Genomic DNA, 15,311 nt, shown 5'->3' with positions numbered 1-15,311 from the left:
AATATGCGCGTGGAATATCACTGCGCGTTCACGCGGAATGCCCGCGTGATGTCCGGCTCGCCATCCCAGGACAAGGTCATGGCACAACCTTTGCGTTCCCACGATGCCGGAATTATGGGCTCCAAGGCCATTGCCCATTCGAGGCTACCCATTCGGCTACCCCGCCCGAGGTCACAGGAATGAGGCATTGAAGCCGAATTGAATTGGCTTTTAGAGTCCTCATTCGTAGGCGAACGCATAAATGTCTGGACGGCGATGAAAGGAGATGAGTGAGTGATGGCGCATCCGTTGCTCGACCGCCTGGAAACGTTCGGTGATAAACAAGCCGTGGTTTTCGGAGGGCAGACGTGCGGTTATGACGATCTGCTGCGTCTGGTGGACCGGTGGCGTTCCTTCCTCGACGCCCATGGCGTCGCGGCCGGGGAGGTCGTGACGCTGGAGGGCACGTATTCCCCCGAGGCGTGCGCCGGGCTGCTGGCGCTCATCGAACGCGGGGTGATCGTCGTCCCGCTGACCGTCCTGCCCGCCGCCAAGCGCGCCGACTTCCTCGACATCGCCGAGGTCGAGGTGGTCGTCCGGGTGGACCCCGGCGGCGCCCACACGGCCGAGCGGACCGGCCGGACCGCCGGTCACGAGCTGTTCGCGAAGCTCCGCGAGACCGGCCACGCCGGCCTGGTCCTCTTCAGCTCCGGCACCTCCGGCCGCAGCAAGGCGTCGGTCCTGGACTTCGAGAAGGTGCTGGCCCGTTACGGCGAGCCGAAGCGCCCGATGCGCATCCTGTCCTTCCTCAGCCTGGACCACATCGGCGGCGTCAACACGCTGCTGCACACGCTGAGTCAGGGCGGCACGGTGATCACCGTGGGCGAGCGCACGCCGGAGTCGATCTGCCGCACGGTGCAGGAGCACGGCGTCGAGGTGCTGCCGACGACCCCCACGTTCCTCAACATGCTGCTCATCTCCGGTGCCCACCAGCGGTACGACACCGGCTCGTTGAAGCTCATCACCTACGGCACCGAGCCGATGCCGATGCGGACCCTGGAGCGGCTGCACGCCGCGTTCCCCGAGGTGCGGCTGAAGCAGACGTACGGGCTGAGCGAGCTGGGCATCCTGCCGACGCGCTCGCGCGGTGACGACACGCTGTGGGTGAAGCTCGGCAGCGGCGCCGGGTTCGAGCACAAGATCGTGGACAACGTCCTGTGGATCCGCTCCGAGATGGCCATGCTCGGCTACCTCAACGCGCCCGCGCCCTTCGACGAGCAGGGCTACTTCAACACCCAGGACGTCGTCCAGGTGGACGGCGAGTGGATCCGCATCCTGGGCCGGGACTCCGAGATCATCAACGTCGGCGGGGAGAAGGTGTACCCCAGCGAGGTCGAGTCGGTCCTGCTGGAGGTCCCGAACATCGCCGAGGCCATGGTCAGCGGCCGGCCCAGCCCGGTCATGGGCATGGTGGTGAAGGCCAGGGTCACCCTGATCGAGGACGAGGACCGGCGCGAAGTCGCCCGCCGGGTGCGGGAGTTCTGCGCGACCAGGCTGGAGCCGTTCAAGATCCCGGCGCTGGTCGAGATCGCCGACGCCCCGCAGCACTCCGACCGTTTCAAGAAGATCAGGAGCGCGGCGTGAGCACGCCCGACGAGGAGCGCGTCGCGATCGTCAGCGGCGGCAGCCGGGGACTCGGCGGGGTGCTGGTCGAGCGGCTCCTCGCGGACGGCTGGCGGGTCGCCACGTTCAGCAGGTCGGCCAACGAGACCGTCAAGGACCTCCAGGCCGAGCTGCCCGACCGGTTCCTGTGGGAGGCCGCCGACCTGGCGGACCCCCCGTCGCTGCGGGCGTTCGTCCGCACGGTCACCCGCCGCTTCGGCCGGGTGGACCTGCTGATCAACAACGCGGCCGTGCTGCACCAGGAACTCTTCCTGACCACCGGCTCCGACACCACCGCCAAGCTGATCGCCGCGAACCTCGTCGCGCCGATCACCCTCGCCCAGGCCGCCGCCCGCGCGATGACGCGGCAGGGCGGCGGGCAGATCCTCAACGTCTCCTCCATCAACGCCATCCGCGGCTACCGGGGGGTGGCGGTCTACTCCGCCACCAAGGCCGGGCTCGACGGATTCAGCAGAAGCCTGGCGCGCGAACTCGGAGCGTTCAAAATCCGGGTCAACTCCATCGTCCCCGGCTTCTTCGACAGCGACATGACGGCGGAGGTCACCGACCGCAACCGGGAGCGCATCCAGCGCCGGACGCCCCTGGGCCGCCTCGCGGACATCGGCGAGATCGCCGACGCCGTGCTCTACCTCACCTCGCCCGGTGCCTCGTTCATCACCGGCCAGACCATCGTCGTCGACGGAGGAATCACATGCTGACCAGCGACGCCATCAAGGACACCGTCCGCCGCGAGATCAACGCCCTGCTGGCGGAGGCCGAGTTGCCGACGCGCACGCTCTCGGGCGACGAGCCGCTCAACGAGCTGAGCCTCAACTCCCTCCTGCTCGCCCGCCTGGTGATCCAGTTGGAGAGCGAGTTCGGCGTGGACCCGTTCGAGGACGGCGACTACGTCATCTCCGACATCCGGACCGTCGACGCCCTGGCCGACGCCTACGAGAACACGTTGAAGGCGACGACCGCCGCGGCCTGACCCGCCCGCCCACGACCGGGCGTACCCGGGCACAACCAGACGCGCCCGGGCGAACACGGACCAAGACCGATCACGACGGAGAAAGGACCGGACGATGTCGCCAGAAGCACTCGTCGTCGTAGGGGACCGCTTCGAGGAGTTCCTCGCCAACCGGGGGACCGTCCCCGTCAGCGTGCTGCTGGACCGGCTCCGCGCCGGCGAACTGCCGGAGAGCCTGGCCCTCGCCATCGGACAGGGCCTGACCGACAACCAACTCGCGGAATTGCGCGACCTGATGAGCGGCGCGGCGGCCGGGATCCCGCACCGGGCCGAGCGGGCCCTGACCCACAAGCACCGGGCGGAGAACGTCCTCGTCGGCCCGGTCCGGCGGCTCGCCGAGGACCGGTTCACCGCGGACCTCGTGCTCGACGAGCGGGTCGAGGTGCTCGCCGACCACCTGACCGGACAGCACATCCCGGCCATCACGATCCTGGAGGCGGCCCGCCAGTTGTGGACGGTGGTCACCGAGCAGTACCTGATCGCCGGCACCGAGCGGACCCGGTTCGTCATCGGCTCGGTCAACTCCTCGTTCCACAGCTTCGTGTTCCCGATGCCCGCCACGCTCCGCTACGAACTGCTCGGCCACTCCACCACCCCGGTCGGCGCGATCTACCGCTGCCGCGTCGGCGTGCACCACGGGGACGAGCCGGCGGCGGCGGTGGTCGAGGCCGAGTACCGCGTGATCCCCGAGAAGCTCAGCGCCAAGCAGGAGGCCATGGCGGCGCGGCGCGCGATCGCCGCGCAGGTCGCCGCCCTCTCCGAAGCCGCCGAAGCGGAAGCCGGAGCCGCCGCGGAACCGGAGCGGGCGGCCGTCCCGGCCTAGGCTGGCGGACCGACCCGATCGACCGCACGAGAGGAACGACAAGCGCATGTTCTGGGCGATCCACTGCCTCGACCGGCCGGGCACGGCCGCACTCCGGGCCGCCGCACGGCCCGAGCACTCCGCCAGGCTCCGGTCGGGCACCGGCCCGCGACCGGTGTTCTACGGCCCGCTCGTCGCCGACGACGGGACCACCGCGATCGGCAGCCTGATCGTGGTCGAGGCCGGCACCCGGGAAGAGGTGGCGGACTGGGTCGCCGGGGACCCGTTCACCACCGAGGGCGTCTGGGAGCGCGCCGACATCAACGCCCTGCTGCCGTCCCAGAACGCGCCGGTCCGGCTGACCACGCCGGCGCCGTAGGAGCGAGACCCGCGGGCCACCGTGGGCGAGGAACGGAGACAGGACCATGGACACGATCAGCACTTCCGGGACGGCCGGGGCCCGCGCGGACACCATCCGTGTCCTGAAGGGCGACCCCACGCGTGAGGAACTCGCCGCCGTCGTCGCCGTGCTGACCGCGCGCACCACCCCGTGCGCCGAGAACCCGCCGTCGGGCGGCGGACGGGTGACCCCCGCCCCCTGGGCCACCCGTGACAACCGCCCGGCGCGCGGCTCCCGTTGGTACCTGGCGCGATGACGGCGCGGCGGCCGGGGCGGTGGGCCCCGGCCGCCGTCCCGGCCGCGCCGGGACCGGCTCAGGGCAGGGGCAGCCGCACCACCTGCGGATCGTGGTCGCTGATCTGCGCGGCGAACTCGCTGTTCACATGGACCACGTCGTACGCGTACGACGTGGCCGCCAGCGAGGGCGACAGCAGGATGTGGTCGAGGACCTGGGAGTTGCCCTCGAAGACGTACGTGTAGCGCTCCGCCGCCGGCAGGGTCGCGGGCAGATCCGTCAGGGCACCGCCCGCGGTGAGGATGTCCGTCGTCGCGGAGAACTCGAAGTCGTTCAGGTCGCCCAGCACCACGATCGCCGCGTCGGGATCGACGGCCCGGATGTCGTCCACGAAGTCCCGGACCACGGTCGCCTGTTGGTGCCGCTGCGTCTCGGTGGACCGCACCGGCGGCTGGGTGCGGCCGAACAGCGGGTCGTCGCCGCCCTTGGAGTTGAAGTGGTTGGCGATGACGAAGATCCGTTCCCCGTTCCACGTGAACTCCCCGGCCAGCGGCTTGCGGCTGGAGGCGAACGCGGAGTTCTGCGGATCGACGCGGCCCGGCGAGAAGCTGAGCTGCGGCTGCCCGCCCACGGAACTCACCGTGGTGGCCGCCGTCGCCGTGCCGCCCGCCCGGTCGGTGAACGACAGGCCCCGGTCCGTGCGGTACAGGAACGCCACCCGGATGTTGCCGCCCGCCTCGCCGCCGTCCGCGTCGTCGGCCGGGTCGATCTGCCGCCACGTGTACGAGGGGCCGCCCGCCGCGCTGATCGCAGCGACGAGTTCGGCGAGCGTCTGGTCGGCGGCCACCGTGCCGCTGTCGGTGGCGCCGTCGTTGTCCTGGATCTCCTCCAGCGCGATCAGGTCGGGGGAGCGGAGGTTGGTGACGATCGCGTCGGCCAGCGCGTCGAACTTCGCCTGCGGGTCGCCCGGGTCGAGGTTCTCCACGTTGAACGTGGCCACCGACAACTCGTCAGCCGCCGCGGCCTGCGTCGTCTCCGGGGCCACCCCGCCGTCCGCCACCACCGGGCTCGCCCCGGGCAGCAGCTTGAAGTTGCCGAACGAGTAGTCCAGCACGCCCGTCACCGAGCCGGAGAGCGTGTCCCCGGTGTGGGCCGCGGGCGTGGCCGCCAGTACGTCGTCGACGATGATCCGTTCGGGGTTGAAGTCGTCGGCCTGGACGGCGATCCCGCCGCGCGCGGTGCGGGTCGTGGAGCCCGCCGGCACGACCGGGATCTCGCCGAAGTCGTTGCGCGGGCCGACCACGGGGGCGTTGTCCAGCCGCACCCGCATGCCCTCCATCGACTCCCAGAAGTCGATGCCGTCGGTGGTGGCGTCGAAGGTCCCCGAGGTCTCCACGTCGCCGGTCGCGTCGTTGTCGACGACCTTCGCGGGCGGCACCCGGCCGCCCGTCCCCACCAGGGTGGCGGCGGGCAGCGCGGCGCCCGCCGACACCAGGGTGACCGTCGGCGAAGTGAGCTGCGTCGTCGTGAGGTTGTCCGTCCCGCCGGTGCCGCCGGGCCGGTACTCCGCCACCGTGCCGGTCACCGTCACGCTGTCCCCGGCCTGCCTTCCCGGCGCCGAACCGGTGTGGACGAACAGCCCCTCGCCGGTGGCCGGATCGGCGTCCGGGCTCGGGTCCTGCATCCAGAAGCCGTTGGTGGTGACGGCCGTGACCACGCCCGGAACGGCCTGCACCTGCTGCCCGTTGAGCGGCGAGCGGTGCGCCCGGCCCTGGATGTCGCGGATACGGGTCCCGCTCCCGCTCCCGCCGCCGGTGAACGCCGAGTTGCGCGGCGCGGGCGAACCGGCCGCGAAGTCCGCCGCGTTGTGGTCGGTGTCGGTCTGCCCGGCCGCACCGCGCAGCGCGGCGGTGGAGTTGGACAGCGTCGGCGCGGGTCCCGCGCCCTCGTAGGAGGAGACGCCGCTGCCGTAGCCGGTGAAGTCCCGGACACCGCTCTGCGTCGCGCAGCCGGTCGAGCAGGTGAGCGCGGTCGTCGTGGTGCGCAGCGCGACCTTGCCGGAGGTGGCGCTCATCGCGATGGAACCACTGGCGTCGGGCGCGGGCAGCGCCTGCCCGGCCCCCGAGCCGGCCCCCTCCCGGATCAGGTAGTACCGGCCGGGCGCTATCGAACCCGACAGCGCCGTGACCTGCCAGCTCGATCCGGTGGCGGAGGCGTACTGCACCGACCAGCCGGACAGCGAGGCCGTGGTGGTGCCCCGGTTGTACAGCTCTATGTAGTCGTGCGTGTACGGCGCGCCGCTGTTGCCGCCGCCTCCGTGGACCTGGCTGATCACGACGTCGGGGGAGACGGCGGATGCCGGTGCGGACGGGAAGGCGATCAGCGAACCGACGACGGCCGCCACGGCGGTGGCGACGACGGCGGAACGGCGCCGGACGCCCGGGAAGAGGACCATGACATCACTCCAGAAGTGTGCCGGTGGAGGACCTGCGCCTGCCCTTGATGTCTCCCCGTGCGGAGACGGGGGGCGAGCCGTCCCCCGCGTGAACTTCGCGTGAAGGTGACGCGGTGCGCGCGGCGCCTGCCCGTCTGATTCGATGGGGGGATGGAGACGACCAGGGAACTGTCCGAGCTGTCCTCGTCCGTGGTCCTGATCACGGGCGTCATGGCGGCCGGCAAGTCCACCGTCGCACAACTCCTGGCCGAGCGGCTTCCCAGAGCCGTCCACATCCGGGGCGACGTCTTCCGCCGCATGATGATCTCCGGCCGCGCCGAGCTGACGCCCGAGCCGACCCCGGAGGCCCTGGCCCAGCTCCGCCTGCGGCACCGCCTGTCGGCGGCGACGGCCGACGAGTACGCGGCGGCCGGCTGGACGGCGGTGGTCCAGGACGTGGTCCTCGGCCACGCCCTGGCCGACTTCGTGACCCTGGTCCGCACCCGCCCGCTCCACGTGGTGGTCCTCGCCCCCAGCCCCGACACGGTCGCCCGCCGCGAGGGCGCCCGCGCGAAGACCGGCTATGGCGCCTGGTCCGTGCCGGCCCTGGACCATGTTCTCCGCGTGGACACCCCCCGCATCGGCCTGTGGCTCGACACGACCGACCAGACCCCGTCGCAGACGGTGGACGCGATCCTGTCCCGCCTCCCCGCGTCCCGCCACGAACCGGGTCTCACGTCCTGACCGGCCCTTCCCGCCCGGCCGGGCGGGTGACGTTTCCGTCCGAGGGGGTACTCGGCCCCGCATGAACGGCAAGGATCCGCAGTCGCAGCCGCTGACCCCCGATCTCCCGCCGACGGTCCAGGTGCCCGACGCCGAGCGGCCGGAGGACGAGGAGGTCCGCGCGGTGCCGGCGGACGAGCGGGATCGGGACGACAGCGGGGAGCCCGTCGCCCCCGAGCCGCCCGATTGAGCGGCGCGTGAAGCGTGGAAGGGCAGGACCGCCATGATCACGACCGATTTCATCCCGGGTTCGCCCGCCTGGCTCGATCTCGGGGTTCCCGACACCGACGCCGCGGCCGGCTTCTACGGCCCGGTGTTCGGCTGGGAGTTCCAGTCCCTGGGGCCCGAGGCGGGAGGGTACGGCTTCTTCCGTCTCGACGGCCGCACGGTCGCCGCCGCGGGACCGCTCACCGAGCAGGGCGCGCGCCCGGCCTGGATGCTCTACTTCAGGACCGAGGACGCCGACGCCTCCGCCCAGGCCGTGGAGAACGAGGGCGGCACGGTACGGGCCGCGCCGACCGGCGTGGACGGCGCGGGCCGGATGGCGCAGTTCACCGACCCCCAGGGCGGCGAGTTCGCCGTCTGGCAGCCCGGCGAGAACCGGGGCCTGGAGGCGGTCGACCAGCCCGGCACCCTCGTCTGGTCCGAGCTGTATACGACCGACGCGGCGGCGGCCAAGGGCTTCTACCGCGCCGTGTTCGGCTGGGAGACCGACGACATGCCGCTCCCGGGCGGCAGCGAGGGCGGCGCGGGCGGTGACACGTACACGCTCGTCGGTCCGCCCGGCGGCAGCAGCGACGACCCCGCCCAGGACCGGATGCACGGCGGCATCATGCAGCTTCCGCCGGAGAACCTGGCGGTGAACGGCTTCCGCCCCTACTGGCACCCGGTCTTCGGCTCGGCGGACTGCGACGGCACGGTCGCCTCCGTCCCCGCGAACGGCGGCAGCGTCCAGATGGGCCCCGAGGACGCCCCGGGCGTCGGGCGGCTGGCCGTCTGCCTGGACCCGTTCGGCGCGGACTTCGTGGTCCTGACGCCGGTCATGCCCACCTGACAGGAGTGATCGGCCGGGAGTGGGGCACCCGGACGTGTGTCATCCATGACGAAAGGGTGCGAAAAATGGAGATTTCCGGAATTATCAGCGCGATCATTATCGGCCTGATCATCGGTCTGCTGGGCCGTCTGGTCCTGCCCGGCCGCCAGCACATCGGCATTCTGTGGACCATCGCCGTCGGTATCGTGGCGGCGCTCATCGGCTCGGCCATCGCCGCCGGGCTGGATGTGAACGACACCGATGGCGTGGACTGGGTCGAGTGGCTCATCCAGATCGCCCTGGCCGCCGTGGGCGTGGCCGCGCTCGACCGGGTCAAGGTCCGGCGCTGAGCCCGGGTTCTCCCGGTTCCGGGTGGGCGGCCCGCGCCAGGGCCGCCCACCGGCCGGCCCGGAGCCGCCGCGGGTGAACAGCAGCGGTCGCCCGCCCAGGGCACGGCGACGAGCGAACGAACTCCGTACGACCCCTGACCCCTTGGGGTTACCCGCTTGTAGCATCGTCGTTCGTGACCCACGCCGCCCCCGCGTCCCAGGCCGCCCCGAGCCGCCGCACGGTGGTCACGGCCGCCGCCGCGACCGCCGCCGTTCTCCCCCTCGCCACCGCCGGCCGGGCCGGAGCCGCCGACGCGCCCGCGTTCCACCACGGCGTCGCCTCCGGCGACCCGCTGCCGGACGGCGTGGTGCTGTGGACCCGCGTCACACCGGTACCGGAAGCCGTGCCCGGCTCGGGCACCGGGCCCGACACGGACGTCACCTGGGAGGTCGCCGAGGACGCCGCGTTCCGCGCGGTCGTCACCTCGGGCCGGACCACGGCCACCGCCGCCTCCGACCACACCGTCAAGGCCGACGTGCGCGGCCTGCGCCCGGACACCGTCTACCACTTCCGCTTCGCCGCCGGCGGCGTCGTGTCCCCGGCGGGCCGCACCCGCACCGCCCCGGCGGACGGCACCCGCGTCGCCAACCTCCGCCTGGGCGTGGTCTCCTGCTCCAACTACGAGGCCGGCCACTTCGCCGCCTACCGCCACCTCGCGGCCCGCGACGACCTGCACGCCGTGCTCCACCTGGGCGACTACATCTACGAGTACGGCACCGGGCAGTACCCCGCCGAACCGGTCCGCGTCCAGCAGCCGGCGCACGAGATCGTCACCCTGGCCGACTACCGTGCCCGGCACGGCCATTACCGCACCGACCCCGACCTGCGCGCCCTGCACGCCGCGCACCCCCTCATCGCGGTCTGGGACGACCACGAGATCGCCAACGACACCTGGCGGGACGGCGCGGAGAACCACACACCGGGCACCGAGGGCGACTGGTCCGCCCGCCGGAACGCCGCCGTCCGGGCCTACTTCGAGTGGATCCCGGTCCGCCCCGCCGTCGAGGGCACCACCTACCGGCGGCTGCGCTTCGGGGACCTGGCCGACCTCCACCTCCTGGACCTGCGCTCGTTCCGCGACCAGCAGGCCGCCACCGGCGACGACGCCGTGGACTCCCCGGACCGCACCCTCACCGGCCGCGCCCAACTCGACTGGCTCACCGCCGGGTTGTCCGCCTCCACCACGCGCTGGCACCTGATCGGCAACTCGGTGATGATCTCCCCGGTCGCCTTCGGCTCGGTCCCCGCGTTCCTCCTCGGCCCGATCGCGGAATGCCTCGGCATCCCCTCCGGCGGCCTGGCCATCAACGTCGACCAGTGGGACGGCTACACGGCCGACCGCGACCGGCTCCTCGACCACCTGCACGAGAACCGCATCACCAACACCGTGTTCCTGACCGGCGACATCCACATGCACTGGGCCACGGACGTTCCCCGCGACGCCGCCACCTACCCCGTGTCGCCGCCCGTCGCCACCGAGTTCGTCGTCACGTCGGTGACCTCCGACAACCTCGACGACATCCTCGGCGTTCCCCCGAACACCCTGTCCCCCCTCGCCGGCACGGCGATCCGCGCGGCCAACCGCCACGTCCACTGGGTGGACATGGACGCCCACGGCTACGCCGTTCTCGACGTCACCGAAGAGCGCGCGCAGATGGACTACTTCACCCTGTCCGACCGCGCCGACCCCGCCGCGACCAGCAGCCTGACGCGTTCCTACGCCACCAGGACCGGCACCCAGCACGCCACCCGCACCACGACTCCCATCCGCTGACCGCCCGCCGAGGACCCATGACCGTGACGTCCGAAGCCGATGCCCCCCGCGTCACCGTGCGCGGCGAGGCCCGGCTCGAAGCCGATCCCGAGATCGCCGCCATGAGCATCACCGTCCACGCGCGCGGCACCGACCGCCGCGCCGCGCTGACGGACCTCACCCGGCGCAACGACGACGTCCTCGGCCTGCTGCGGTCGTACGGCGAGGCCGTGGAACGCGTCGAGACCGGCGCGCTGACCATCACCCCCGAACTGACCCGGCACGGCCGGGGCGAACGGGTCCGCGCCCACCACGGCCGCGTCGTCGTCCAGACCGTCGTCACCGACTTCACGGTCCTCGGCGAACTCACCACCCGCCTCGCCGACCTCGACCTCACCCGCGTCGACGGCCCGCGCTGGTCCCTGCGCCCCGCGTCGCCCGTACACGCCGAGGCCCGCCGCCAGGCCGTGCGCGACGCGGTCACCCGCGCCCGGGGCTACGCCGAGGCGCTGGGCTCCACCCTGGTCACGCTGGTGGAGCTGGTCGACCAGGGCGCCGAGGGAGCCGTCCCCCGGGCCGGCTACGGCATGGCCGCCGGCAGACCCGTCTCTTATACACATCCCACACCCCCACCCCTACCCGTAGTGTAGATCTTTGTGTTTTTGACAAGCATAAAACGGCATCCAACATTTCTGCCTTTCTCGTGGGCTCGGAGATTTGTAGAAGAGCCAGGCCTCCATCATGCCCGCCCCGAGGTGATCGGCCGGGCATGATGGAGGCATGCCCGAAGGCGACACGGTCTGGCAGGCCGCCCGGCGGCTCGACGCCGCGCTCGCCGGGCATGCCCTCGTCCGCTCCGACCTGCGGGTTCCCCGGCTGGCCACCGCCGACCTGCGCGGCCGGACCGTGCTGGAGGCCGTCGCGCGCGGCAAGCACCTCCTCACCCGCGTCGAGGGCGGGCTGACCCTCCACTCGCACCTGCGCATGGACGGCGCGTGGAAGATCTTCGCCCCGCGCGAGCCCTGGCGCGGCGGCCCCGCGCACCAGATCCGCGCGATCCTGGCCGCCGACAACGGACGTACCGCCGTCGGCTACCGCCTCCCCGTCCTCGACCTCCTCCGCACCGCCGACGAGCAGCGCGTCGTCGGCCACCTCGGCCCCGACCTCCTCGGCCCCGACTGGGACCCGGACGAGGCTCTGCGCCGCCTGCTGTCCGACCCGGCCCGCCCCCTCGGCACGGCCCTCCTCGACCAGCGCAACCTCGCCGGTGTCGGCAATGTCTACATGGCGGAACTGTGCTTCCTCGCCCGCGTCACCCCCTGGCTCCCGGTCGGTGAACTCCCCGCCCCCGAAGAGCTGGTCGCCACGGCCAAGCGCCTCCTGGAGGCCAACCGCACCTCCCCGAACCGCACCACGACACCACCCGCCGCCCGTGCCCGCACCCGCCTCCACGTCTACGCCCGGGCCGGCCGCCCCTGCCTGGTCTGCGGCCCCCCCGCCGCCCCTTATCCACCCCTGACCTCAGGTAGTGCTTGGGATGTTCGTGAACGCGTGGTCGAGTGTTTGTGCCTGTTATTGAGTTGTTGAATGATGCGGCGACCTCCGAGATCTTCACTATCCTCTTCGTCGGCAGCGTCGGATGTGTAGAAGAGACAGCTGGTGCCCCCACTGCCAACACGGCCCCGGCCCGCGGCCGGAGTAGGACCGAGGCACCGGATCAGGAGCAACGGCGGTACGGAACACATCCGTTGTTCTTCTCCGGGAAACTTGTGGACACTTGTCGACTCCCGTGCGCAGAACCTAGAGTCGTGCCACCTCTTCACCACCTCCGCACCACACGGCACACCGAACACCGGACACCGGACACCGAACCCAGGCCACTGGGTCACTCGGACACGGGCGAGAGAAAGCAGCCATGAGAAACAGCGCGGTCGTGAAAGTCGCACGCTTCGCCGGCCTCCTCTTCGCCGGGATCTTCGCCGGATTCCTCGTCGGCGTGCTGGTCCTGGAGACATCCCTGCGGGACTACGACCGCTACGTCTACGCCCAGCTCCGGAAGGTCGAGCTGGACGCGCTCGACGTCCTCGCCTCGGTCACCCTCATCCCCGCGCTGCTCGCGGTCGCCGTGCTGGTGATCTCCGCGTTCCGCGCCAAGGGCCCCGCGCTGTGGCTGCCGCTGGCCGCGTTCGCGCTGCTGCTGGTCGTCTTCGTCACCACCCTCGTCGTGAACCTGCCCATCAACGGCGACCAGGCCGACTGGGACGTGCAGGCGCCCCCGTCCGACTGGGCGGACGTGCGCGACCGCTGGCAGACGGCCCACGTCGTGCGGACCGTCGCCGCCGTGTTCGCCTTCGGCCTCCTCGCCGTCTCGGCCCTGCGCAAGTCGCCGCCGGCGCCCGCCGCCTTGCCGCCCTCCACCTGAACGAGGGCGGGCGGCGCGGAGGTTACTCCCGTTCCTCGCGCAGGCACTCGATCGCGTAGTCCCCGGTCACCGGATCGACCGTGACGCCGTGCGTCTCGCTCCCGAAGCCGGGGAACTCACGGTCGAACGCCTCCAGCGCCCCGAGATACCGCAACAACGGCCCGCCGTCGTCGCCCACCGCTTCCCCGGGCATCAGCACGGGGATGCCCGGCGGCGTCACGGTGACCATCGCGGCGGCCACCCGCCCCGCCGCGTCGGCGATCCGCACCCGCTCCGTGCCGCCGCGGATCAGCCGCCCGTAGCACCACTGCGGCGACGCCACCGGCACCGGCAGCTCCTGGAACGCCGTGTCCAGCAGCGCCACCAGACCGGCCCGCCGCAGATGGTCGTGCATGGCCCGGCACAGGTCCGCCAGCGTCATGTCCGCGTAGCGGCGCGGGAAGCGCTCGACCAGGCCGGGCAACACCCGCTCCAGCGGCGCCCCTTCGTCGTACAGGGCCTTGAAGTCCGTCAACGCGTCCAGCAGCGTGCCCCACTTGCCCTTGGTGATGCCCATGGAGAACAGCACCAGCGTCGTGTAACTGTCGGTCTTCTCCACGACGATGCCCCGGCGCTCCAGATACGCGGTCAGCACCCGGGCGGGAACGCCCCAGTCCGCCGTCTCGCCCAGGGCGTCGACACCGGGGCAGGTGATCGTCACCTTCACCGGGTCCACCATGCAGTAGCCGTCGTCCAGTCCGGGGAACCCGTGCCACGCCGCTCCCGGTTCGAGCTGCCAGCAGCGGGGCTCGGTCCGCAGCAGTTCGAGGGGCGCGTCGGCGAAGGTGACCGTCTCGCCGGTCGCCGGGTCGGTCACCGTCTCCGGCTGCCAGACCCCGAAGAACCACGCGGGCCGGTCGCCCGCCGCCGCGACGCGCGCGCCGGTCCGGACGACCGCCTGCCGGAAACGGATCGCCTCGGTGATCGCCTCGTCGATCAGCCAGTGCCCCTGCGGGCCGTCCATCATCCCGGCCGCCACGTCGAGCGACGCGATCGCGGGATAGAGCGGGGAGGTGGTGCCGTGCATCATGAACGCCTCGTTGAACCGCTCATGTTCGACCGGCGCCCTCGGCGCCGCCTTGACGTGCACCATCGCGCTCTGCGACAGCGCGGCCAGCAGCTTGTGCGTGGACTGGGTCGCGAAGACGGTGGGCCGGTCGGGGCCCGGGAAGGTGTCCGGTCCCACGGCCATGCCGTAACGCCCGGCGTAGAGCGGGTGGAAGCGCGCGTAGGCGAACCACGCCTCGTCGAAGTGCACCCGGGGCGTGCTGGGCGCCAGCGCCCGTGCCACCCCCACCGCGTCGTAACACAGCCCGTCGTACGTGGAGTTGGTGACCACCGCGTACTGCGCCCCGGACGGGACGGCGTCCTGGGCGAGCGGGTTGCGCGCGACGCGGGCCGCCACCGCGCCCGCCTCGATCCCGGCCGGCGGCAACGGCCCGGCCAGTCCGTAGCCGTTGCGCGTGGGGACGAGGTAGACGGGACGGGCGCCGGAGAGGATCAGGCCGTGCAGCACCGACTTGTGGCAGTTCCGGTCCACCAGCGCGATCTCGTCGCGCCCCACGCAGAAGTGCCCGACCATGCGGTCCGCCGTCGAGTCGCCGTGCAGCACGAAGTACGTGCGGTCGGAGCCGAAGATCCGGGCGGCGTTGCGCTCGGCCTCGCCGATCGGGCCGGTGTGCTCGAAGAGCGACCCCAACTCCCCGACGGAGATGGACAGATCGGTGCGGAACAACCGCTCCCCGTAGTAGTCGAAGAAGGCGCGCCCGACCGGTGACTTCAGGAACGCCACCCCGCCGGAGTGCGCCGGGGTGTGCCAGGAGTACTCGTGCGCGTCCTCGAACCGCCGCAACGCCCGGAAGAACGGCGGCAGTACGGCCTCGCGGTACGCCCTGGCCGCGCTGACGACCCGGCCCGCGATGAAGGCGGGGGTGTCCTCCAGCGGCCAGACGTAGCCGACCACGACCTCCGAGACCCACAGCGGCAGCCGCCCCAGGTCGTCGTCACCCTCGCCCGTCATCACCAGGAAGACGGGCAGATCCTTGAACCGCCGCCCGATCAGCTTCAGTACGGACGCCCCGCCCGGCTCGCCCCCGCCGAGGTCCCAGCCGACGACGGCGGCGGCCAGCCCGGCCTCCGTCCGCAGCACGGCCCGCGCGTCGGCCTCGCTCCCGGCCCACCGCACCTCGAACCCGCGCGCCTCGACCGCCTCGCGGATCCGCCGGACCTGCTCACCCCCGGCGTTTCCCCCGAGCGGACTCTCCCGCAACGCGAACAACACTGTTCCGTCGGCCATGTCGCCCCCATCAGAGCTTCACCGGGCTTCTCATCGGCCAGTATTCGCAGGCT

Annotated in this window: 15 protein-coding genes; 13 read left to right on the top strand and 2 right to left on the bottom strand. The window is 71.9% G+C overall.

What is annotated here, in order from left to right; translation table 11 throughout:
- The first annotated feature begins 276 nt into the window (after positions 1-276).
- The 6 genes from BN2279_RS21710 to BN2279_RS21685 all read left to right on the top strand — a co-directional run bounded on the left by BN2279_RS21710 (position 277) and on the right by BN2279_RS21685 (position 4,129).
- Positions 277-1,623 (top strand): class I adenylate-forming enzyme family protein, encoded by a 1,347-nt coding sequence (locus tag BN2279_RS21710; RefSeq protein ID WP_059012129.1) that lies wholly within the window; start codon positions 277-279, stop codon positions 1,621-1,623.
- Positions 1,620-2,360, top strand: a complete 741-nt coding sequence (locus BN2279_RS21705; protein ID WP_059012127.1) for an SDR family NAD(P)-dependent oxidoreductase — start codon at positions 1,620-1,622, stop codon at positions 2,358-2,360. Before BN2279_RS21710 ends, BN2279_RS21705 begins: the two co-directional genes overlap by 4 nt.
- On the top strand, positions 2,354-2,632 hold the full coding sequence (locus tag BN2279_RS21700) for a phosphopantetheine-binding protein (protein WP_059012124.1): 279 nt from the start codon (positions 2,354-2,356) through the stop codon (positions 2,630-2,632). Before BN2279_RS21705 ends, BN2279_RS21700 begins: the two co-directional genes overlap by 7 nt.
- A 94-nt stretch (positions 2,633-2,726) precedes the next feature.
- Entirely contained in the window at positions 2,727-3,494 is a 768-nt protein-coding gene (locus tag BN2279_RS21695; protein WP_059012122.1) for an AfsA-related hotdog domain-containing protein, read from the top strand.
- A 46-nt stretch (positions 3,495-3,540) separates the two neighbouring features.
- Entirely contained in the window at positions 3,541-3,852 is a 312-nt protein-coding gene (locus BN2279_RS21690; protein WP_059012120.1) for a YciI family protein, read from the top strand.
- A 46-nt stretch (positions 3,853-3,898) separates the two neighbouring features.
- On the top strand, positions 3,899-4,129 hold the full coding sequence (locus BN2279_RS21685) for an acyl-CoA carboxylase subunit epsilon (RefSeq protein ID WP_059012119.1): 231 nt from the start codon (positions 3,899-3,901) through the stop codon (positions 4,127-4,129).
- Between the two features lie 58 nt (positions 4,130-4,187).
- Here BN2279_RS21685 and BN2279_RS21680 read toward each other — a convergent pair whose 3' ends face one another.
- Complete coding sequence (locus BN2279_RS21680) at positions 4,188-6,563, bottom strand: lamin tail domain-containing protein (protein WP_059012117.1); 2,376 nt, start codon at positions 6,561-6,563, stop codon at positions 4,188-4,190.
- Positions 6,564-6,713: 150 nt separating this feature from the next.
- Here BN2279_RS21680 and BN2279_RS21675 point away from each other — a divergent pair, with 150 nt between their 5' ends.
- From BN2279_RS21675 to BN2279_RS21645, 7 genes are all read left to right on the top strand, one after another.
- On the top strand, positions 6,714-7,286 hold the full coding sequence (locus BN2279_RS21675) for an AAA family ATPase (protein ID WP_059012115.1): 573 nt from the start codon (positions 6,714-6,716) through the stop codon (positions 7,284-7,286).
- A 61-nt stretch (positions 7,287-7,347) separates the two neighbouring features.
- Positions 7,348-7,515, top strand: coding sequence for a hypothetical protein (locus tag BN2279_RS29565; RefSeq protein ID WP_159037305.1), 168 nt, complete (start codon positions 7,348-7,350; stop codon positions 7,513-7,515).
- A gap of 33 nt (positions 7,516-7,548) precedes the next feature.
- On the top strand, positions 7,549-8,379 hold the full coding sequence (locus BN2279_RS21670; protein WP_059012113.1) for a VOC family protein: 831 nt from the start codon (positions 7,549-7,551) through the stop codon (positions 8,377-8,379).
- 65 nt (positions 8,380-8,444) lie between these two features.
- Positions 8,445-8,708, top strand: coding sequence for a hypothetical protein (locus BN2279_RS21665; RefSeq protein WP_059012111.1), 264 nt, complete (start codon positions 8,445-8,447; stop codon positions 8,706-8,708).
- Positions 8,709-8,881: 173 nt separating this feature from the next.
- A complete protein-coding gene (locus tag BN2279_RS21660; RefSeq protein WP_059012109.1) occupies positions 8,882-10,522 on the top strand; it encodes an alkaline phosphatase D family protein in 1,641 nt (546 codons plus the stop codon).
- A 17-nt stretch (positions 10,523-10,539) separates the two neighbouring features.
- Complete coding sequence (locus BN2279_RS21655) at positions 10,540-11,151, top strand: SIMPL domain-containing protein (RefSeq protein ID WP_059012107.1); 612 nt, start codon at positions 10,540-10,542, stop codon at positions 11,149-11,151.
- Between the two features lie 1,283 nt (positions 11,152-12,434).
- On the top strand, positions 12,435-12,923 hold the full coding sequence (locus BN2279_RS21645; RefSeq protein ID WP_059012105.1) for an anthrone oxygenase family protein: 489 nt from the start codon (positions 12,435-12,437) through the stop codon (positions 12,921-12,923).
- 22 nt (positions 12,924-12,945) lie between these two features.
- Here the strand turns inward: BN2279_RS21645 and BN2279_RS21640 are convergent, their stop codons facing one another.
- Positions 12,946-15,258, bottom strand: coding sequence for an Orn/Lys/Arg family decarboxylase (locus BN2279_RS21640; RefSeq protein ID WP_059012103.1), 2,313 nt, complete (start codon positions 15,256-15,258; stop codon positions 12,946-12,948).
- Positions 15,259-15,311: the final 53 nt, after the last annotated feature.

This window comes from Streptomyces specialis (assembly GCF_001493375.1).
GTDB lineage: Bacteria > Actinomycetota > Actinomycetes > Streptomycetales > Streptomycetaceae > Streptomyces > Streptomyces specialis.
Note: the sequence above shows the minus strand (reverse complement) of the source record. Positions and strands in the feature narration are given on the sequence as shown.